This window comes from Mesorhizobium sp. Cs1299R1N3, from assembly GCF_037179625.1.
Lineage (GTDB): Bacteria > Pseudomonadota > Alphaproteobacteria > Rhizobiales > Rhizobiaceae > Mesorhizobium > Mesorhizobium salmacidum.
The window spans coordinates 56,852-76,806 of sequence record NZ_JAPYKQ010000015.1; the positions used below are offsets into that span (position 1 = coordinate 56,852).

20 protein-coding genes are annotated in these 19,955 nt (G+C 63.8%); 14 read left to right on the plus strand and 6 right to left on the minus strand.

What is annotated here, in order from left to right; all coding sequences use genetic code 11:
- Positions 1–76 precede the first annotated feature (76 nt).
- The 9 genes from O7B34_RS25205 (at position 77) to O7B34_RS25245 (ending at position 7,945) form a co-directional block, all read left to right on the plus strand.
- Entirely contained in the window at positions 77–745 is a 669-nt protein-coding gene (locus O7B34_RS25205) for a response regulator transcription factor (RefSeq protein WP_015315897.1), read from the plus strand.
- Between the two features lie 79 nt (positions 746–824).
- Entirely contained in the window at positions 825–2,081 is a 1,257-nt protein-coding gene (locus O7B34_RS25210; RefSeq protein ID WP_337138673.1) for a flagellar hook protein FlgE, read from the plus strand.
- A 27-nt stretch (positions 2,082–2,108) separates the two neighbouring features.
- A complete protein-coding gene (flgK, locus tag O7B34_RS25215; protein ID WP_337148577.1) occupies positions 2,109–3,563 on the plus strand; it encodes a flagellar hook-associated protein FlgK in 1,455 nt (484 codons plus the stop codon).
- A 3-nt stretch (positions 3,564–3,566) separates the two neighbouring features.
- The gene (locus O7B34_RS25220) at positions 3,567–4,610 is read left to right on the plus strand and encodes a flagellar hook-associated family protein (protein WP_337148578.1); all 1,044 of its coding nucleotides are present in this window, start codon (positions 3,567–3,569) and stop codon (positions 4,608–4,610) included.
- 32 nt (positions 4,611–4,642) lie between these two features.
- Positions 4,643–4,990, plus strand: a complete 348-nt coding sequence (gene flaF / locus O7B34_RS25225; RefSeq protein WP_337148579.1) for a flagellar biosynthesis regulator FlaF — start codon at positions 4,643–4,645, stop codon at positions 4,988–4,990.
- Positions 4,987–5,430 (plus strand): flagellar biosynthesis repressor FlbT, encoded by a 444-nt coding sequence (flbT, locus tag O7B34_RS25230; RefSeq protein WP_337138677.1) that lies wholly within the window; start codon positions 4,987–4,989, stop codon positions 5,428–5,430. Before flaF ends, flbT begins: the two co-directional genes overlap by 4 nt.
- Complete coding sequence (flgD, locus tag O7B34_RS25235; RefSeq protein WP_337148580.1) at positions 5,430–5,837, plus strand: flagellar hook assembly protein FlgD; 408 nt, start codon at positions 5,430–5,432, stop codon at positions 5,835–5,837. The genes flbT and flgD overlap by 1 nt, the downstream gene beginning before the upstream one ends.
- A 13-nt stretch (positions 5,838–5,850) precedes the next feature.
- Positions 5,851–6,117 carry a flagellar biosynthesis protein FliQ gene (fliQ, locus tag O7B34_RS25240; protein ID WP_013893193.1) on the plus strand — a complete coding sequence of 89 codons (267 nt, stop codon included), beginning with the start codon at positions 5,851–5,853 and terminating at the stop codon, positions 6,115–6,117.
- Positions 6,118–6,301: 184 nt separating this feature from the next.
- Entirely contained in the window at positions 6,302–7,945 is a 1,644-nt protein-coding gene (locus O7B34_RS25245; protein ID WP_337148581.1) for an MFS transporter, read from the plus strand.
- 23 nt (positions 7,946–7,968) lie between these two features.
- Here O7B34_RS25245 and O7B34_RS25250 read toward each other — a convergent pair whose 3' ends face one another.
- From O7B34_RS25250 to O7B34_RS25260, 3 genes are all read right to left on the minus strand, one after another.
- Positions 7,969–9,750 (minus strand): chloride channel protein, encoded by a 1,782-nt coding sequence (locus tag O7B34_RS25250; RefSeq protein WP_337148582.1) that lies wholly within the window; start codon positions 9,748–9,750, stop codon positions 7,969–7,971.
- Between the two features lie 162 nt (positions 9,751–9,912).
- Positions 9,913–10,044 carry a hypothetical protein gene (locus O7B34_RS25255; protein ID WP_337148583.1) on the minus strand — a complete coding sequence of 44 codons (132 nt, stop codon included), beginning with the start codon at positions 10,042–10,044 and terminating at the stop codon, positions 9,913–9,915.
- A 24-nt stretch (positions 10,045–10,068) separates the two neighbouring features.
- Positions 10,069–10,797, minus strand: coding sequence for an NAD-dependent epimerase/dehydratase family protein (locus O7B34_RS25260; protein WP_337148584.1), 729 nt, complete (start codon positions 10,795–10,797; stop codon positions 10,069–10,071).
- Between the two features lie 62 nt (positions 10,798–10,859).
- Between O7B34_RS25260 and O7B34_RS25265 the strand changes: the two genes are divergently transcribed.
- Positions 10,860–11,333, plus strand: a complete 474-nt coding sequence (locus O7B34_RS25265) for a MarR family winged helix-turn-helix transcriptional regulator (protein WP_337148585.1) — start codon at positions 10,860–10,862, stop codon at positions 11,331–11,333.
- A gap of 41 nt (positions 11,334–11,374) precedes the next feature.
- Here O7B34_RS25265 and O7B34_RS25270 read toward each other — a convergent pair whose 3' ends face one another.
- Positions 11,375–11,674 carry a putative quinol monooxygenase gene (locus O7B34_RS25270; protein WP_337148587.1) on the minus strand — a complete coding sequence of 100 codons (300 nt, stop codon included), beginning with the start codon at positions 11,672–11,674 and terminating at the stop codon, positions 11,375–11,377.
- Between the two features lie 115 nt (positions 11,675–11,789).
- Between O7B34_RS25270 and flhA the strand changes: the two genes are divergently transcribed.
- Genes flhA through O7B34_RS25285 form a run of 3 tightly spaced genes read left to right on the plus strand, consistent with a single transcriptional unit; the run spans position 11,790 to position 15,011 of the window.
- Positions 11,790–13,877: a flagellar biosynthesis protein FlhA gene (gene flhA, locus O7B34_RS25275; RefSeq protein WP_337148588.1), complete on the plus strand. Its 2,088-nt coding sequence runs from the start codon at positions 11,790–11,792 to the stop codon at positions 13,875–13,877.
- Positions 13,874–14,626: a flagellar biosynthetic protein FliR gene (gene fliR, locus O7B34_RS25280; RefSeq protein WP_337148589.1), complete on the plus strand. Its 753-nt coding sequence runs from the start codon at positions 13,874–13,876 to the stop codon at positions 14,624–14,626. The genes flhA and fliR overlap by 4 nt, the downstream gene beginning before the upstream one ends.
- A gap of 1 nt (position 14,627) precedes the next feature.
- Positions 14,628–15,011 (plus strand): hypothetical protein, encoded by a 384-nt coding sequence (locus O7B34_RS25285; protein WP_337148590.1) that lies wholly within the window; start codon positions 14,628–14,630, stop codon positions 15,009–15,011.
- Between the two features lie 30 nt (positions 15,012–15,041).
- Here the strand turns inward: O7B34_RS25285 and O7B34_RS25290 are convergent, their stop codons facing one another.
- The gene (locus tag O7B34_RS25290; protein ID WP_337148626.1) at positions 15,042–15,911 is read right to left on the minus strand and encodes a DUF1194 domain-containing protein; all 870 of its coding nucleotides are present in this window, start codon (positions 15,909–15,911) and stop codon (positions 15,042–15,044) included.
- Positions 15,912–16,749: 838 nt separating this feature from the next.
- Entirely contained in the window at positions 16,750–17,736 is a 987-nt protein-coding gene (locus tag O7B34_RS25295; protein ID WP_337148591.1) for a DMT family transporter, read from the minus strand.
- Positions 17,737–17,889: 153 nt separating this feature from the next.
- On the opposite strand from O7B34_RS25295, the gene O7B34_RS25300 reads away from it, so the two are divergent.
- Positions 17,890–19,872, plus strand: a complete 1,983-nt coding sequence (locus O7B34_RS25300) for a BTAD domain-containing putative transcriptional regulator (protein WP_337148592.1) — start codon at positions 17,890–17,892, stop codon at positions 19,870–19,872.
- Positions 19,873–19,955: the final 83 nt, after the last annotated feature.

The following is a 19,955-nucleotide window of genomic DNA, read 5'->3' on the forward strand; positions in this document are numbered from 1 at the left end:
GACGGTTGTTCAGGATTCTCGCCAGCGGATACGCCTTTCCCCACGGGGCAAATGTGCTGATTCGGAGGCGGGGCCGATGATCGTTATCGTTGACGAGCGAGAGCTCGTGACAGAGGGCTATAATTCACTTTTCGATCGCGAGGGGATCGCCTGCGCCGGTTTCGCGCCGGGCGAATTCGGCGAGTGGGTCAACTCGGCCGCCGACACCGATCTGCGATCGGTCCGGGCCTTCCTGATCGGCGACTGTCGCGACGGCGCGATCTCGCCGCGCCAGATCCGCGACCGCACCGGAGCTCCGGTCATTGCGCTCAGCGAGCAGCATTCGCTGGAAAACACGCTGCGGTTGTTCGAGAGCGGCGTCGACGACGTCATCCGCAAGCCGGTGCACATCCGCGAAATCCTGGCCCGCATCACCGCCATCCGCCGACGCGCCAGCGAGGACGTCGCCTATACCGAGATCGGCGCGATGCGCATCTTCATGGACGGCCGCGATCCCGAGATCGACGGCCAGCCGCTGCCCTTGCCGCGCCGCGAGCGCCGCATCCTGGAATATCTGGCGAGCAATCGCGGCCGCCGCGTCACCAAGACCCAGGTGTTCAACGCCATCTATGGCATCTTCGACGAAGAGGTCGAGGAGAACGTGGTGGAAAGCCACATCAGCAAACTGCGCAAGAAACTGCGCGAGAAGCTGGGCACCGACCCGATCGATTCCAAGCGCTTCCTCGGCTACCGGCTGGTGTTCTGATGCGGCACCGCGCCAGCCTCGCGCAAGACAGGAGGCGTAGCCTCCAAGCCAGTGGCAAGGATATTGCGGAGACATCTCGATGAGCCTCTACGGAATGATGCGGACTGGCGTTTCCGGCATGAACGCCCAGGCAAACCGCCTGTCGACGACGGCCGACAACATCGCCAACTCCGACACCACCGGCTACAAGCGGTCCTCGGCCGAATTTTCGACGCTGATCATGCCGTCGACCGGCGGCGCCTATAATTCCGGTGGCGTCACCACCACGATCCGCCAGGCGGTCAGCGATCCGGGCGTACTTCAATACACGACCTCGGTCTCCGATCTTGCCGTCAGCGGCGATGGCTTCTTTGTCGTCCAGGACCCGAGCGGCACGCCCTTCCTGACTCGCGCCGGCGCCTTCGTTCCCGATGCACAGGGCCGGCTGGTCAATGCCGCCGGTTTCCAGCTGATGGCCTACAGTTATGCCAATGGCACGCCGGCAGCCACGGTGAACGGCTTCGAAGGGCTGGAGCCGGTCGTCATTTCCGACCAGGGACTGACCGCGACGCCGAGCACCCAGGGGAATTTCAGTGGCAATCTGCCGGCGGGTGCGACACCGGTCGCCACCGCCAACCTGCCCGGCGGCAACGCCGCCACCGCACAGTACACCTCGAAATCGTCGATGGTCGCCTATGACAACCTCGGCAACAAGAAGCTGCTCGACGTCTATTTCACCAACACCGGCACCGGCACCTGGCAGGTGGCGGTCTTCGACCAATCGAAGGCGACGGCCGGAACTGGCTTCCCCTACGCTGGCGGTGCACTGGGCTCGGCCAACCTGACCTTCGATACCACCACAGGCAAACTCACCGGCACACCCACCAACGTTTCATTCACGGTGCCGGGCGGCGCGAGCCTCAATCTCGACCTTTCGAAGCTGACCCAGCTCGGCACTGGCTTCACCGTCTCCGACGCTCAGGTGAACGGCAACGCGCCGAGCACCATCGACAAGGTGCAGATCAGCAAGGACGGCACCATCTACGCCCAATACAAGGATGGCACCTCCAAGCCGCTCTACAAAATTCCGCTGGCCGACGTGCAGAGCCCCGACCAGCTCAAGGCCCTCCCCGGCAATGTCTACTCACAAGGCACCGACTCCGGTGCCATCCGTGTCGGCTTTGCCAATGAAGGCAAGGCCGGTTCGATCATTTCCGGCGCGCTCGAAAATTCCAACGTCGATATCGCGGAGGAATTGACCGACATGATCGCGGCACAGCGCAGTTACACCGCCAATTCCAAAGTCTTCCAGACCGGTTCCGATCTGATGGACGTCCTCGTCAACCTGAAGAGATAAACCGGGCTCCGCCCGTGAAAGACCAGCATGTCGCTTTCCTCCGCACTGAGCATCGCCCAATCGGCGCTTCTGGCCACCTCGCGGCAGACAAGCGTCGTCACGCGCAACGTGACAGACGCCGACAATCCGAACTATTCGCGCCGCATCGCGCTCGTCACCAGCACGACGCCCGGCGCGCGTTCGGTTGATGTCCAGCGTGCGGCCAACGACCTGCTGTTTCGCCAGAACCTCGGCGCTTTGTCCGCCTACGCCGGCCAGAACGCGCTCTACAGCGGCATGGATCAGCTCGACGTTTCAGTGAATGGCGTCGACAACGCCTCCTCACCTTCGACCGCCATCGCCAATCTGCAGCAGGCGCTGCAGCTATACGCCACCGCGCCGTCCAACCAGAATCTAGGCTCGAGCGTCATCGACGCTGCCAAACAGGTCGTGCGGTCCCTGAATGAAGGCTCCAAGGCCATTCAGGATTTTCGTACCCAGACCGACGGCCAGATCGATACCGCCGTCAAAGATCTCAACTCGCTGCTCAACCAGTTCCAGGATGCCAACACGGCGGTCATGTCCGGAACCCGTTCCGGCACTGACGTTTCCGATGCGCTCGACCAACGCGACGCATTATTGAAGAAGATCGCCAATTACATTCCGGTATCGACCTTCACGCGTGGCGACAATGACATGGTCATCACTACGGGTGACGGCACGACATTGTTCGAAACGATCCCACGCACCGTCAGCTTCGCCCCATCTTCGGGCTATGCCGCGGGTGCGGCTGGCAACACGGTCTATATCGACAATGTGCCGGTCTCGGCGGGCAGCGGCGGCAACACCAGCGCCAGCGGCACGATTGCCGGCATGCTGCAATTGCGCGACGGCGTCGCCTCGACCATGCAGGGCCAGCTCGACGAAACCGCGCGCGGCCTGATCACCGCCTTTGCCGAAACCGCACCGTCGAAGCCCAACTTGGCGGGCCTGTTCACCTGGTCGGGCGCACCGGCGGTGCCAGCCGCAGGCACGCTCGTCGATGGCCTTGCTGGAACGATCAAGATCAATGCCGCGATGGATCCCAGCATTGGCGGCAATCCGACATTGCTGCGCGACGGCGGCGCCAACGGCGTCGCCTACGTCGCCAACACCACTGGCGGACCTTCATACTCCAACCTTCTGGTCGCCTATGGCGACCGGCTCGACAAGCCGATGGCGTTCGATCCCTCGGCCGGAATCTCGGCAACCTCCAGCGTTGCCGACTACGCCGCCAATTCGATCGGCTGGTTGCAGGGCGTTCGTCAGCAGGCTTCGGCCGCCGCCGACGCGAAGGAAGCCCTGGCACAGCGCAGTGCCGATGCCTTGTCCAACGCAACCGGCGTCAATGTCGATCAAGAGATGTCGCTGATGCTCGATCTCGAGCACACCTATCAGGCATCCGCCCGGATGATGAAGACCGTCGACGACATGATGACGGCCCTGTTGAACGCGGTGGGATAAGCCATGACCTTTGTCTCCTCTGCTGCCCTAACGAATGCCATGCGCTATCAGCAGATGCGCATGCAGGCCGATCTCGTCAAAGCCACGAAGGAGTCCTCGACCGGCAAGGTCGCCGATGTCGGCCTGGCACTTGGTGGGCGCACGGCCCAGTCCGTCACTTTTTCGCGCGACCTCGACCGGCTCAACGTCATTGTCGATTCCAACGGACTGGTGGCCGCCCGGCTCTCATCGACCCAGACCTCGCTCGGCCAGCTCTCCAACGTCGCGCAGACTTTCCTGTCCAGCCTGACCACCGCATCGTCGGGCGTCAACTCCGACAGCCTGACCCAATCGACTGGCCAGACAACTATTCAGCAGCTTACGTCGATCCTCAACACCAGCGTCAACGGCGAATATCTGTTCGCCGGCACCAACACCGACGTCAAGCCCATCAACGATTTCACGGCCCCCGGCTCTCCCGCCAAGGCTGCCTTCGACGCCTCCTTCGTCGCCAAATTCGGCTTCACGCCCAATGACCCGGCCGCAGCCAACATCACCGCGGCCCAGATGGACGATTTCATCACCAACGATGTCACGCCGCAGTTCCTCGGCGCGGGCTGGCAGACCAACATGTCGAATGCCACCGACCAGCAGATCGTCAGCCGCATCGCGCTCAACGAAACCACCGAAACCTCGACCGGCGCCAACAGCGACGGTATCAGGAAGCTCGCCATGGCGGCCGCCTTGGTCTCCAGCCTGATGTCCACCAATATCAGCCGGGCGGCAAAGGACAGCATCGTCGACCACTCGCAGTTGCTGGTCGGCGAAGCGCTGAGCGGCATCGCGCAGGTCCAATCCCAGACCGGCATCGTCCAGAAGCGCGTCTCCGACGCCAGCGACCGTATGAAGACGCAGATCGACCTGTTCGAACGGCACATTCTGGATCTCGAAGCAGTCGATCCGGCGGAAGCCGCGACCCGCGTCGCCAACCTGACGCAGCATATCGAGACGTCGTTCGCTCTGACGGCGCGCCTGCAGCAGCTCAGCCTGCTGAAGTACCTGACCTGAAAGCACTCTGAACCGGAACGGTAGAGCCAACGATGTACCAATTCTCCTACGCCGACGTCCAGAGCACCTCCGTCACGGACGCCAAGGACCGTGAGCGCGAGCTGCTGACCCGCTCGATCGACATGCTGTCGGCTGCAGCGGTGGCCGGCCACGATTCGATGGAGGCCGTGGAGGCACTGAATTTCACCAATCGCGTCTGGACTGTCTTCGTCGAAGACCTTGGCTCCAGCGAGAATGCGCTCCCCAAGGAATTGCGCGCCAACCTGATTTCCATCGGCCTGTGGCTACTGCGCGAGGCCGAGGACATCCGCCAGGGCCGCACCGACAATTTCGAGGGGCTGATCGAAGTATCCCAGATCATCCGCGACGGCATTCAATGACGAACACGCTGAAGATATCGCTGAAGCCCAATGAGAAGATCTACATCAACGGCGCGGTCATCCGCGTCGACCGCAAGGTCACCGTCGAGCTGATGAACGACGTGCAGTTCCTGCTCGAGAGCCATGTGATCCAGGCCGACGAGGCGTCGACGCCATTGCGGCAGCTCTATTTCATCGTGCAGGTCATGCTGATGAACCCCGCTGGTGCCGACGAAGCACGCGGGATGTTCCGCCGCTCGCTGCCGCTGCTCATTGCAAGTTTCGAAGACGCCGAGATCGGCAGCGCGCTGAAACAGGTCGACCGCATGGTCGGCGAGGATCACATCTACGAGGCCTTGAAGGCGATCCGTTCGCTTTATCCTCTCGAACGCCGCGCGCTTGGCGGCAATGACGACGTTCCGGGTGCCGCGCGCCCGCTGGCCGTGGGGGCACGATACTAATGACCGTGGATATGACGACGACGATACCGGCTGGCACCAACCAGACCACCAAGTCGACCTCGAAGACAGCGGTCGACTATCAGTCCTTCCTGAAGCTTCTGATCGCGGAGATGAAGAACCAGGATCCGACCAAGCCGATGGATTCGACCGCGTACGTCGCCCAGCTCGCCACCTTCTCCCAGGTCGAGCAATCGGTACAGAGCAACACCAAGCTCGACCAGATCATGCAGTCCTCGGCGCTGTCGCAGGCCGACGCTATCATCGGCCGCTCGATCACGTCGGCCGACGGCAAGACCACCGGAATAGTGGCTTCGGTGACGCTCGCCAGCAGCGGACTGATCGCGGTGCTGCAGGACGGCACCCAGGTCCCCGTCGGCGCGGGCGTGTCGATCAAGCCGGCGAGCTAGGCCGACCGCCGACATGAACGAAGCCGACGCTCTCGACATCGTCCAGTACGCGGTTTGGACGGTGCTGACGGCATCCGCGCCGGTGGTGCTGGTCGCAATGGCCGTCGGCATCGGCATCGCCTTGATCCAGGCGTTGACACAGGTCCAGGAAATCACCTTGACCTTCGTGCCCAAGATCGTCGCCATCATGCTGGTGGTGGCGCTTACGGGCCCCTTCATCGGCGGCCAGATATCGGCCTTCACCAATGTCATCTTCGAGCGGATCCAGAACGGTTTCTGAGCGATTCCAGAAACGGTGCTCGGCGCCTTCCGGCACGAGCGTGTGGCCCTTCGCTATCCCCTTGTTGGACCATGATCTTCCCCGCAAGGCATTCGCCCTTTGCGCCGTGATGCCATAGTTTCGGCAAATCATGCGGGGAAACGGATCACCGCAAGGATCGGCATGCCGTGGCAGGAACCCGCCCATGATTGACGAAAAGCCGGATAGCGAAAGCGTCTCGGCGCTGGCGCCGTTCCGGCACGGCATCTTCCGCGCCGTCTGGGGCGCAAGTCTCGTCTCCAATTTCGGCGGCTTGATCCAGGGCGTCGGCGCCGCCTGGATGATGACCACCATCGCCACCTCGCCCTATCAGGTCGCCCTGGTCCAGGCCTCGACCACCTTGCCGATCATGCTGTTCGCGCTTGTCGCGGGCGCCGTCGCCGACAGCTTCGACCGCCGCAAGGTGATGCTGATCGCCCAGACCTTCATGCTGGTCGTTTCGGTGCTTCTGACCGTATTCACCTATCTGGACCTGATCACGCCGTGGACGCTGCTGGCCTTCACCTTCCTGATCGACAGCGGCACGGCGCTCAACAGCCCGTCATGGCAAGCCTCCGTCGGCGACATCGTTCCGCGCAACAAGGTGCCTGCCGCCGTGGCGTTGAATTCCATGGGCTTCAACCTGACCCGCAGTGTCGGCCCCGCGATCGGCGGCATCATCGTCGCGGCCGCCGGTGCGGCCGCCGCCTTCGCGGCGAACGCGGTGAGCTATATCGGCCTCATCGTCGTGCTGGCACGCTGGAAGCCGGATCTACCGGTCTCGACCCTGCCGCGCGAGTCATTGGGGGCCGCCATGGGCGCCGGCCTGCGTTACGTCGCCATGTCGCCCAACATCGGCAAGGTGCTGGTCAGGGGTGCGGCCTTTGGCTTCAGCGCCGGCGCGGTGCTGGCGCTGCTGCCGCTGGTGGCGCGCGACGTCGTCAAGGGCGACGCGCTGACCTACGGCATCATGCTGGGCGCCTTCGGCATCGGCGCCGTCGGCGGCGCGCTGATCAGCGTGCGGCTTCGGCAGTTGCTCTCCAGCGAGACGATGGTGCGCTGTGCCTTCGCCGGCTTCGCTGCCTGCGCCTTCAACGCAGCCGTCAGCCAGCATGCCTGGCAGACCTCGCTCGGCCTGCTGGTCGGCGGTGCCTGCTGGGTGATTGCGCTCTCGCATTTCAACGTTACCGTGCAGATGGCGACGCCGCGCTGGGTGGTCGGCCGGGTTCTGTCGGTCTACCAGACCGCCACCTTCGGCGGCATCGCGTTGGGCAGCTGGATCTGGGGTGTGGTCGCCGACGCGCATGGCGCCGAGACGGCGCTGATCGCCGCGGCCATCGCCATGCTGGCCGGCGGCGCCATTGGTCTCGTGCTGCCGCTGCCACAACAGCAGGTGCTCAATCTCGACCCGCTCAACCGCTTCAAGGAGCCGCACCTCGCCCTCGACCTGAAGCCGCGCAGCGGTCCGATCGCCATCATGATCGAATATGTGATCCGGCGCGAGGACGAGGCGGAATTCCTCGCCACCATGGCCGAACGCGGGCGCATCCGCCGCCGTGACGGTGCCCGAAACTGGACGCTGGCGCGCGATCTCGAAAATCCGTCGATCTGGATCGAGCATTATCACACGCCGACCTGGCTCGAATATGTCAGGCACAATGGCCGCATCACCCATGCCGACGCCATGGTCGGCGAACGCTTGCGGGCGTTGCACTCAGGCGACGAGCCGCCGCGCGTGCGCCGCGTCATCGAGCGTCCGACAACCGCCGGCACGGCGCTGGTGCCGGCCAAGGGACCGATCGAGCACTGACGCGTTCGGAGACCGCGGGCTCCTTACCCTTCCCCCGACAGGTCCCGGCGCGCCTTTTCGAGTTCCTCGGCATAGCGCCGCATCAAATGGCCCTCGGTCAGAAGCCCGAGCACGATGTGGTCGGCGAAATCCTCTACCACGGCCAGTTCCTCGGCGCCGGCGCGCTGGAAGGTCTCGGCGGCGGCCTGCACGTTCATGCTGGGCACCAGGACGGCATCCTTGTACTGGGCAAGATCGCGCACCGGCACCTCGCCTCCGGAGGGATCGCTGTGCAGTTCGGCCACGATCAGCACGCCGACATACTCGTCCCCCGGGTCGACGGCGATCACGCGCTGGGCCGAACCCAGCGGGAATTCGTTGCGGAAGGCGGCCAGGGTCGTCGAGGCGTCGATGGTCTTGATGTCCTTGCGCATCATCGAGCCGACGGTCAGGCTGCGCATCCAGCCGACATCGTGGGCGCTGCGGATCGTCTCGCCGCGCAGGTGGAAGCGCCAGGTCGAGAACGAGTAGCCGAAGGTCTCACGCACCAGGATCGCCGCCATGATCGAGGCGGCCAGCACCACGCCGGTGAGCGTCAGGTCACGGGTCGATTCCAGCGCCAGGAAGGTCATGGTCAGCGGGCCGCCGACGACACCGACGGCGAGCGATGTCATGCCGACGACGGCGGCGACGGAAGGGTCGATGCCGGTCGCCGGCGAGACGAGCGCCATGACACCGGCGAACGACTTGCCGAGCAGCGCCCCAAGGAACAGCGAGGCGAAGAACAGTCCGCCGCGAAAGCCCGAGCCCAGCGAGATGGCCGACGCCGCCAGCTTCAGCACGAAGACGCTGGCCACCACCGCCAGCCCATAATTCATGGCGAACTCGCGATGCAGCGCGCCGTGGCCGCTGGACAGGACCTGCGGCGTGATCAGGCCGAGGAGACCGACCAGGACACCGCCGATGACGGGGCGCAGCGAGGCATCGACGGACAGCCTGTTGAACCCGCGCTCGATCAGCGTCACCAGATGCATGATGGCGATCGAGGCCGCGCCGCCAAGCAGGCCAAGCAACAGGAACGGCACATATTGGCTGGCGGTGAGTTGCGGCAACCCTGAAAGCTCGAGCGGAAACGGTACACCGCCGAACACTTCCGCTGTCAGCGACGCCGAGATCGCGGCGGTCAGGACAGGCGCGACATTGGCGACCGAGTAGATGCCGATGACCAGCTCGAAACCGTAGAAGGCGCCGGTCAGCGGCGCATCGAAGGCGGCTGATATGGCGCCGGCGGCGCCGCAGCCGACGAGGATGCGGACATCGTTGCGGCGCAACCGGAAGGCACGCGCCAGCCGCGAGGCGACCCCTGAGCCGATCTGCGTATACCCGGCCTCCAGGCCGACCGAAGCGCCGAAGCCGCTGGAAATCATCGTCTGCACGACGATGATGAAGGTATCGGTGAGCGACATGCGCCCGCCATAGAGCGCGTTGGCCTCGATCGGGTCGACCGGCGTGCGGAATTTCCGAAGCCTCAGCCAGACCACCGATATCCCAAGCAGGATGCCGCCGATCGCGGGGATCAGCGCCTGCATCGGATTGGCGAGCGAGAACATGCCGGACAGGCGCCCGCCGGGCTGGACGCCAAACAGCAGTCCGTGCAGGTCCTGCACGATCTGGCTCATCGCGGTGACCAGTATGCCCGCCATCACGCCGACAATGCCCGCCAGGATGACCACGGCGATGCCGCGCGCCTCCAAGAGAGGGACTGATCTCAGAAGCACCGCGCGCAGCCGGCGGGCGTAGACTTGGGGTTGGTTTCTGGAAAGCACCGGGACGGCTCGCCGATATCAAAGGCAACGGAAGACCCGCCTGATACGCCGGGCGGCACGTCGTGACAACCACAATGCCGACATCAAAGGCGCCAATATGGCCGCGATGCCGCCTGACCCGGCCTTTCCCGCCTTGGGCGTGGAAAGCCACCGGCGCGGTGGTCAATCCGGGATCGTCAGCGGGCCGCAATCGTCGTTGGCAATAAAGGTCGCCAGCAGTTCGGCCGGCTCGGTGGTGCTGGCATTCTCGGCGAAGAGATGGATCGCTCGCAAACGGGCTTGATTGCTGATCATGTCGATGTCTCCGAGCGCATTGGCTCAGGCGGGCAAGCGGAAATCGGCGCGCCAGCCGAGTTCCTCGGCCGCCTTTCGCGTCGAGACGGCCTCATTGGGTTCGGCCACGTTGAAGATGCCGGGCACGCCCTTGTCCAGCGCAAGCAGCGCCGCATAGGCGGCCGCATCGACATGCACCGGCGACGCCCCGCCGGGGGCGTCCGCTCCCGTTCCCGGGCCGTAGAGCTGGCCATACCGCAGGATGATGCCGGCGAATGGGGCTTCGAGCACAGCCGTTTCCAGCGCGATGACCCCGCCGACGCTGATGCCGCGATTGCCGCTCCCCCCGCCATCCAGCGGATCGGCCTCGGCATGCGGTTCGGGGCCTGGCGCATAGGCCCAGGCGATGCTTTGCGCCACCATGCGCCTGACGCCGGCGGCGGCGGCTGCGGCGACCAGATTGCGTGTGCCCTCCTCGCGGATGCGCGCATTGCGAACGACAGCCTCGGCCATGCGGCTCGGGTCCAGGCCCGCCGGCAGATCGGTCAACTGGTGGACGACGATGTCGGGGCGGGCAGCAAGCATCGCCTGCGACAGTGACTTCGCATCGAACACATCCACAACCACCGGCTCGACGCCAAGGACCTCCAGTCTGGCGGCCTTGTCGGCACTGCGCGTGGTGCCCGCCACCTGATGGCCGGCGGCCAGGAGTTGCGGGACCAACCGCTGCCCGATGGCGCCAGAAGCGCCGGCGAGAAAAATCCGATAGGCCATCGTCATCGTCCTTGCTCTGCCTTAATATCAAAGCTCGAACAACATATAAGAGCTCTTACATCATGCGCAAGCCAAATCCGTCTATTCCAGCACCGGGCGAAGGCAAACGCGGCGAGGAAGGTTATCTCGGCTATCTCCTGCGGCAGGCCGCCGGCGCGCATCGGCTGAGGGTCGACCGGGCGCTAGCCGATCTCGGCGTGACGCAGCCGCAATTCGTCACTTTGACCATGCTGGCGGCCTATCCCGGCCTGTCAAATGCCGATCTTGCCCGGCTGGCGCTGCTCACCCCGCAAACGCTCAGCGTCATCGTCACCAATCTGGAGCGGGCCGGCTCGCTGGTGCGCAAGCCGCACGCTGTCCATGGCCGCATCCAGCATATCGAGCTCAGCGCCAGCGGACAGGCCCTGCTGCGGCGATGCCGGAACCGTGTGCATGCGATCGAGAGCGAACTGACCGCCGGCCTGTCGGCGCCGGAGGAACGAGCCGTCAGGCGGTGGCTGGTCGGCGTTGCCACCGCAGACCCGGCCGGGACCTGATTGCTTGCTGGGGGCCGGCAAGGATCCGGGCGCCGGACCGCTCAGGTCGGCATGGCTTCGCCGGCCTCGTAGAGCACGAGATTGCGCTCGCCGATGCCGAGGCCCGGCCAACTCGCGCGCCAGTCGGCGATGTGCGGCGAGCGGAAATGCGCATCGAGTGCCGGCCTGTCGCGCCATGCCTCGGTGACCCGGATCAAGCCGGAATCAAGCACATCCTGCGCATAGGAATATTCAAGGCAGCCATCCTCGGCGCGGCTGGCGCGAACCATGCGTTCCATTACCGGCCTGGCCTCGTCGAGCCTGTCGGGCGGCAGGCGGATCGTACCGATGATCAGCAGCATGGATTGTCCTTCGCGAGAGAGTCGATCCGGCCACTCTCCCACCCTCGCGCAAGCTTGGCCAGCTACCCTCGCCGGGCTGTCGCATGCTCGGCAGCCCTGTGGTTCGAGGACGAGAATGGCTATCAGCGAAAGCATCCAGCCCGGCGCGGCGGCCAAGAACGGCCGCGACATCTTCTTCGCGCTCGGCATCGTCATCATCCTGGCCGTGCTTTTCCTGCCGATCCCGGCCTTTCTCATCGACATCGGGCTGGCTTTCTCGATCGCGCTTTCGGTGCTGATCCTGATGGTGGCGCTGTGGATCCAGCGGCCGTTGGATTTCTCCTCGTTCCCGACCGTGCTGCTCATCGCCACCATGCTGCGCCTGTCGCTCAACATCGCCACCACGCGCATGATCCTGTCGCATGGCAATGAGGGCACGCACGCCGCCGGCTATGTCATCGCCGGCTTCTCCAAGCTGGTCATGGCCAGCGACTTCGTCATCGGCCTCATCGTCTTCATGATCCTGATCGTGGTGAACTTCATCGTCATCACCAAGGGCGCCACCCGTATCGCCGAGGTCGGCGCGCGCTTCACCCTCGACGCCATCCCCGGCAAGCAGATGTCGATCGACGCCGACCTCTCCGCCGGCATGATCGACGACAAGACCGCGCAGCTGCGCCGCCGCGAACTGGAAGAGGAATCCTCCTTTTTCGGCTCGATGGACGGCGCCTCGAAATTCGTGCGCGGCGACGCCATCGCCGGCCTCATCATCACCGCCATCAACATCGTCGGCGGCATCGCCATCGGCTACATCAGGCACGGCATGGGCATGGGCGAGGCCGCCGACGTGTTCATCAAGCTGTCTGTCGGCGACGGTCTCGTCACCCAGATTCCGGCGCTGATCGTCTCGCTGGCGGCCGGCCTGCTGGTGTCCAAGGGCGGCACGCGCGGCTCGACCAACCAGGCCGTGTTCGGCCAGCTCGGTGCCCATCCGCGCGCGCTCTACGTGGCGGCCGCACTGCTGGTGCTGCTCGGCCTGATGCCCGGCCTGCCACTGTTCCCGTTCTTCGCGCTGGCCGCCGGCATGGCCGGCCTCGGCTATGTCATTCCGATGCGCCACAACCGGGCAGTCGCCGAGGCAGAGGCGCTGAAGAGCCAGGAGAAAGCGACCAAGGCTGAGGAAGAGAAGAATTCGGTCAAGGCCTCGCTCGCCACCGCCGAGATCGAACTTCTGATCGGCAAGCAGCTTTCGACCCGGCTGCTGGTCTCGCATCAGGAACTGGTCTTCCGCATGTCGAAGATGCGCAAGAAGTTCGCCCAGCAATACGGCTTCGTCGTGCCCGAAGTCCGCGTCGCCGACGACTTCGCCATCCCGCCGAAAAGTTATCAGATCAAGGTGCACGGCACCGTGGTCGCCGAATATTCGATGCGCGTCGGCGAGATCATGGTGCTGCTCGGCAACCGCGATATCCCCGAAATCCCCGGCGAGGAAATCCGCGAGCCCGCCTTCGGCATGCGCGCCTATTCCGTCATGGAGACCTTCGCCGAGGATCTGAAGCGCGAGAACTTCACCTTCGCCGACAACATGTCGGTGCTGCTCACGCATCTCTCGGAAGTCATCCGCAACAACCTGCCGCAGCTCCTCTCCTACAAGGACATGAAGGCGCTGCTCGAACGCCAGGACCAGGAATACCGCAAGCTCGCCGACGAGATCTGCACCACCCACATCTCCTATCCCGGCCTGCAGGCCGTGCTGAAGCTTTTGCTTGCCGAACGCGTCTCGATCCGCAATCTGCATCTCATCATCGAGGCCATCGCCGAGATCGCGCCGCATGTGCGCCGCACCGAGCAGATCGTCGAACATGTGCGCATCCGCATGGCCCAGCAGATCTGCGGCGACCTCTCGGAAGGCGGCGTGCTCAAGGTGCTGCGCCTCGGCAACCGCTGGGACCTCGCCTTCCACCAGAGCCTCAAGCGCGACGCCAAGGGCGAGGTGCGCGAGTTCGACATCGATCCTCGCCAGCTCGAGGAGTTCGGCCAGGACGCCACCAAGGCGATCAAGAAACATCTGGAAGCCGGCGAGCGTTTCGTCCTCGTCACCGCGCCCGACGCCCGCCCTTATGTACGCATGATCATCGAGCGCCTGTTCACCACGCTGCCGGTGCTCTCCCACGTCGAAATCGCCAAGGGCGTCGAGATCAGGGTGCTCGGGACCATATCGTGAGCGTTCTCTCGCAGGCCGTCGTCATCGCGGCGTTTCTCGCTTTCTGCCGCATCGGCGCCTGCTTCATGCTGATGCCGGGCCTGTCCAGCGCCCGCGTTCCGGTGCAGGTCAGGCTGTTCGTCGCGGTCGCCGCCACCGGCGGCCTGCTCGCCTTCCTGTGGGACAAGATCTTTCCCTTCGTCGATCCGCGCCCGCAGATCCTGGTGCCGATGATCATCTCGGAGCTGCTGGTCGGCGGGCTGATCGGCGCCATGACCAGGCTCTACATGGAAGCGCTTCGCTTCATGGGCTCGGCCATCGCCATGCTGATCGGCTATGGCGGCCCCGGCGGACCGGCGATCGAGGAGCCGGAACCGCAGGCGGCGCTTGCCGCCATCATCTCGTTCTCGGCGCTGCTGATGCTGTTCGTCTTCGACTTCGACCACGAGATCGTCCGTGCCCTGGTGACGTCCTACACGGTCGCGCCGGTCAATGTCTTCTTCAATCCACAGGCCGCGCTGGTCGACATCACCGACACCGTGTCGGACACATTCTTCCTGGTCATCCGTCTCGGCAGCCCGTTCGTCGCCTATGCCATTCTCGTCAATCTGACGATCGGCTTCGTCAACAAGCTGACCCCGCAGATCCCGATCTATTTCATCTCCCAGCCCTTCGTCATCGCCGGCGGCATGCTGATCTTCTATTTCGCCATCGGCACCATGCTGTCGCTGTTCGTCGACGGCTTCGTCGACCTCACACTGGCGAGGTGACATGAGCACGCGCAAGGACCGCTTGCGGAAACTGGTCAAGGTGCAGGAGCAGCTGAAAGCCTTGCACGAAAGCCGCCACGCCACCTTCGTCGCCGCGGCAAACGCCGCCGAGACCGAAGCCCGCGAATTGATCGGCCATTTCGACCAGGACAATTCCCTCTCCGCCCTGTTCCCCGATCTCTACCACCGCCGCATCGCCCAGGCCGTCTTGCGCCAGGGGGAAAGCCTGGAAAGCGCGAGGCAGGAAGCCGGCCTCATCGCCGCGGCAAGCGCCCGCACCAACATCGTCGAGCGCGCCTACAAGGACGTGCGCAACCGCGACGAACGCGAGAGATCAGACCGCGAGCGCCTGGACCTGATCGCGCAGAAGCGGGGACAGGAATAGTGGCGGGACCCGATCGTTGGCGCGAACTCATCAGTGTTGCGTAGAAAGCCCATCCGCCTGCCGGCTAACGTCCATGCGTACTTCCGTAACCAGCTTGCGGCGAAGGGCCATCACATAGTCACTCGGTCCCTTCGGCGTTATAACGAAGGCTTGGGAACCGCCAATGACCGATTTGGCAAAATAGGATGCCAACGGTTGATCGGGGTCCTCATCTTGCGTTGGAATGGCGATCGCGTTGATCGTATACCCCTTGGCAACGGCGTTCAGCCTGCTCGGCTGAACAGGAAGCCCATCGTTATTCTCGCCGTTGGCAGAGATGTCGATTACTTTCTTTGCTGCCGTTCCCGGAAATTGGTCGAGCAGAAGGCTGCCGACGTCAATAGCCGACGATACGGACGTTCCGCTCCGCCCCCGGCGAGCGAAGCCGGTATCTCCTTTGTTGCTGATCACCGATGCGGCCGCCCTGGCGTCTTCCAGCCCGCAGATGTTCGTCCATGGCAGCACGACGCGTGAGTGTCCAGGACTCGACCACTCAAAGTAGGCAACGCCGATGCAGCCGACGTAATTGCGCGCGATGGCGGCGATAATCTCTGGAGAAGTGAGTGCCGCTGCATGACCCTCGCGCTGTAGATCGGCGACCTTTGGATCGATCGAGGATGAGAAATCGACGGCGAACACAACGGCGACATCGACATTGGCCGCGTACCCCTGCGGCGCCCAACACACCGAAGCTGCAAGTGTCCCCATCAGCGCCAGAAATAGACTGGCACGCTTTGCCGGCCCTCCGGCTGATCGCTCTGTCGCCGACGTCAGGGTGCCCCTGCGTATCGCCCGCACCTGCTCGCGAAAAGAGGCCGCTACGGACAAAGCACCCAAGCCACGATGCATATTTCCCAACATGTTATCCTCCATCTCAAGAATGGGCATTTTCAAAACAGTCATTTTTCAACATGTGGAAATCTCGCGAAGCGCCTTGCTCCGCGCGCCGAGCAGCAGCAGATCCGCTTTGGTCCACAGAAGGTAACAGCCCAGCAAAGTCAGTTGCATGGCGAGCGCCGCGAAGGACCGCCTGACCAGACCTGCCGCAAGGTCCCACCGAGGGCCACGGTTGTCGCCAGCATTGCCGGCAACCGGCTGGCGAGCACTGCACTACGGAAGGGATCGGGCCAGGCGGCCGGCCACAACGGAAGCGGCGTGCCCGGCCTATGAATGGCGCTGCCGAATTTACCCAACGCATGCAGCAGGCCGGAAGTCGCCGCCAGTAGGGGATCGCCGAACAGCAGGAGGGCAGCGCCGAGTCCGAGGGCACCTGTACCTGACAGGAAGTCGCCCAGACGGTTGAGGGACGGATCGGGCGCATCCGGCCCTGACCATGCGCGTGATAGGCCTCACCGCCCAGGAAGAAAACCAGAGTAGCCAGGGTCAGCGCAACAGTGCCATGGCTGCCGGCGAAATAGCCCATCATCGCGGTGGTGACGGCGCTTCCCTCATGCGATCCGGCCGGCACCGTGGCAATCTGGATCGCGACACCCACGACAAGGCCGAGCGCATTGCCGCCGTTGTAATAGCCGCCGGGCCCCTTCACGCGGGCGCGGAGCGCCGCCACCAAATATGCGACCGGAGCTGCCCGCGCGATCATCGCGGCGACCTCACGACAAGCGCGGCAGCGACCGTTGCCGAGCCGTTTGAAGTGATCCGTGCCATGCCGAGCGGCGGTAGGGTTGGGAATACGCCCTCATCAATGGCAAGGGTCATCACGTCTCTCCACTGAACCTGAATTGGTGGCGGGACGATCGCTCGCCTGGAGTGCGGGCGCGACCGCGAAGCCAGGCGCCGCGCCGAAGGGAACCGGCCCGGCCAGGGGCGCGCGTGCCCGCGTTCCGTTCGTTGCGACGGACAGGATCGCACCGAGAATGATCGCGGCACCCAGTGCGGCCGCGGGTGAGCTCCGTTCGCCAAGGAAGATCGCCGCTGCGAGCGCCCCGAAAACACTTTCGGCACTGACGATCACGGCGGCATGACTGGCGGTGGTGAAGCGTTGGGCGGCGGTTTGTATGCCGAAAGCGATCGCGGTGGAGAACACGCCGAGGACCGCCAGTTCCGGGCCAGCCGCGACTACAGCGGCCGGCGATAGCTTGCCTTGCAGCGCTCCGAGCGGCAGGGCGACGGCGGCGGCCCCGAGGAATTGTGTCGCCGAGGCGGTGAACGGTCGCGGATGGGCCCGCATGTGCCGGCCAAGTTCGACCATCCACAGCGCATAGCAGGCAGCCGACAGGACAGCGGTGAGATCGCCGCCACCGAGACCGTCGATTCCGCCGGACAAAAGCAGGGCACCAAGCACGGTCAGACCGGCGGCTACGGCAAGGTTTGCTGTCGGGCGTTCGCCGATGAGCAGCCAGGCGGCCAGTGGTGTCATCACGGTTGCGGTGCTCACCAGGAAGCTTGCATTCGTGACTGTGGCGCCGAGATAGCAAAGCTGCTGAAGCGTGATGGAGATCGCGAACAGCGCACCCACCTTGGTCAGGCTGGCAAAATAGCCCGGCCCGGCAGGCAGTCTCCTCTCCTTCAAGACAAAGGGCAGCACCAGCAGCCCGCCGATCAGGCAACGCAGGCCGACGGCGCTTAGAGCATCGAGGTGAGCAAGCACCGTCTTTTGCGCGACATTGCCGAGGCCCCATAAAGCGGCCGCCAACAGCAGCAGCAAATTGGCTCTGGTCTCGGACACCCGGCACCCCCCTCAAGCCAAGGTCTTGATGACTCGGCCGCTCTAACTCGCCGGACCTAGACCACCCTGCATCACGGCAGCGCTTGAGGGCGGGGCGCTACTGTTTGCGGAGCGTTAGTTTTGAGTTAGAATTTCGTTAGGCGGTGAGAGCAAATGCAAAATGAAGATGCGGGCGAGACAAATAGAATCTCACTCTTCGGTGGTTTCAGGATCGAAAATGAAACGGCGCATTCGCTGCGGCTGACAGGAAAACGAGGGCCTGCGATCATTGCTTATCTGTCCCGGTCTCCAGGCATGGCAGCGACACGGGAGAGACTGGCTGATCTATTCTGGAGTGACAGCGATAGCGAACACTCCCGCAACAGTCTGCGGCAAACTCTCAGTATCCTGCGCCGGGACTTATTGCGAGCAGGCGTGGATCTTATCCATTCCCGCGGGGAATCGATTGGCCTCACGCCAGAAGTGGTTCGGGTTGACGTGGACGATTTCGAAGCAGGCCTCACGGCCCGTTCTGTGCCGGAACTCGAAAAGGCTCTGGCGAACTACACCGGGCCGTTCCTCGACGGGTTTTATCTGGGAAGCGATGGGTTCGATGGCTGGGTCACATCCGAACGCGACAGATTGCTGAGCCGCGCACTTGAAGCTTTCGAAAAATTGGCCCGTCTCGTTGACCCGGAAACCGGAATCATCCTGGTCGATCGCGTTCTCGTCATGGAACCGACACGGGAAGAGTCCTATCGGCTCAAGATGGAATTGCTGCTCGCGTCCGGTCAACGCGACAGGGCGATCAGGACATACGAAGTCTGCAAAAGCATGCTGAAGAAAGAGTTCGGGGTCGAGGTCGGCCCGGAGACGCGAGCGCTTTGGCAATCCATGCTGTCGGCCGACACGGCGTCGAATACACAGTCGGCAAATGCTGGTCCAGCCAATCAGAGCCACGGGCGCCCATCGATCAGCGTTGCCGACTTCATCAATCTGACCGGAAAGCAAGGCGACGACTTTTTCTCCAAGGGACTCGTGCAGGACATCACCACGGCTCTTTCCGAGGTGGCTGACTATGTGGTGCTCTCCGCACCGCCACCCGCGGAAAAGAGTGGTGCTGCCGAAGGAACCAAGATCCCGGGAACGCTCCGCGCGCGATACGTGCTTAGCGGCAGCGTCCAGAGATCGGGCCATGGGCTGAGGGTGAACATCCAGCTTGTCGATGCCGCTGACGGCCACAACGTCTGGGCCCAGAAGTTCGACGGGCACTCCGAGAATGCGCTCGAATTCCAGGACAGGATCGCACAGGCTGTTGTCTTGGCAGTGATCCTCGACCTTCAACTGACCAACTGGAAAGTCCGCGACAAGAGCCCGCCTGGTCCCCCCGAAGTGCGCAGGTTGGTGAACGAAGCTTTGATGAAGTATTTTGAGATGACCCGGGACTCGCTTTTGATCGGGCTAGAGCTTGCCGAGAAAGCTGTCTCGATAGGCGCTGACAACGCTCGTGCGAAGCGGACGCTCTCGATTATAATTTCAATGGGCGTGGCGTTCGGCTCGCTGCCCAGGGAGGCGGGCCAGATCGAGCGGGCGGTCGAGCTTGCGGCGGCGGCGGTGCGGGCGGTGCCTGACGACGAAATTGCCCGCTGCATCCTGTCATTCGCGCTCGAAAGCTGTGGCCGCATCGACGAGGCGATGGCGGAATGCCAGCACGCGATCAGTCTCAATCCAAGCTATCCGAGCGGCCACGGCGACATTTCGATGCTCTTTGCATTGCGCGGACAGGTGAACGAAGCAGTGCGCGAGGCCAACGAGGCAATCCGGCTCGGAACGCATGACGTCATCGACTTCTGGCGTCACCATGGCTTGGTTGTCGCACTGTTTGCGGGAGGCGACGATCGGCGGGCGCTCGAAGTCGCCCGCAGGGTGGTCAGGACAAAGCCCGGCTTTGTTCGCGGCGCCCTTTACTGGGCCGCGTCCGCGTCGGCAACCGGAAACAGCGAAGAAGCCTCACGGGCCATACACCATTGCCTGTCACAACTTCCTCATCTCAACCTGGGCAATGTCTGCCCCGGTTTTGTGCCGCGCTATGTGAAGGATCATCATCACGCGAGGTTCCTTGAAATGCTGTCGAGAGCTGGCCTTCCTGCTTCCTGATGGAACCTGGCTAGGCGGCTTGGTTCTGGAGAAACCAGATCAAGCCCGCCTCCTCGCAAGCCTGCCACAAGCTTGTTGAGGCA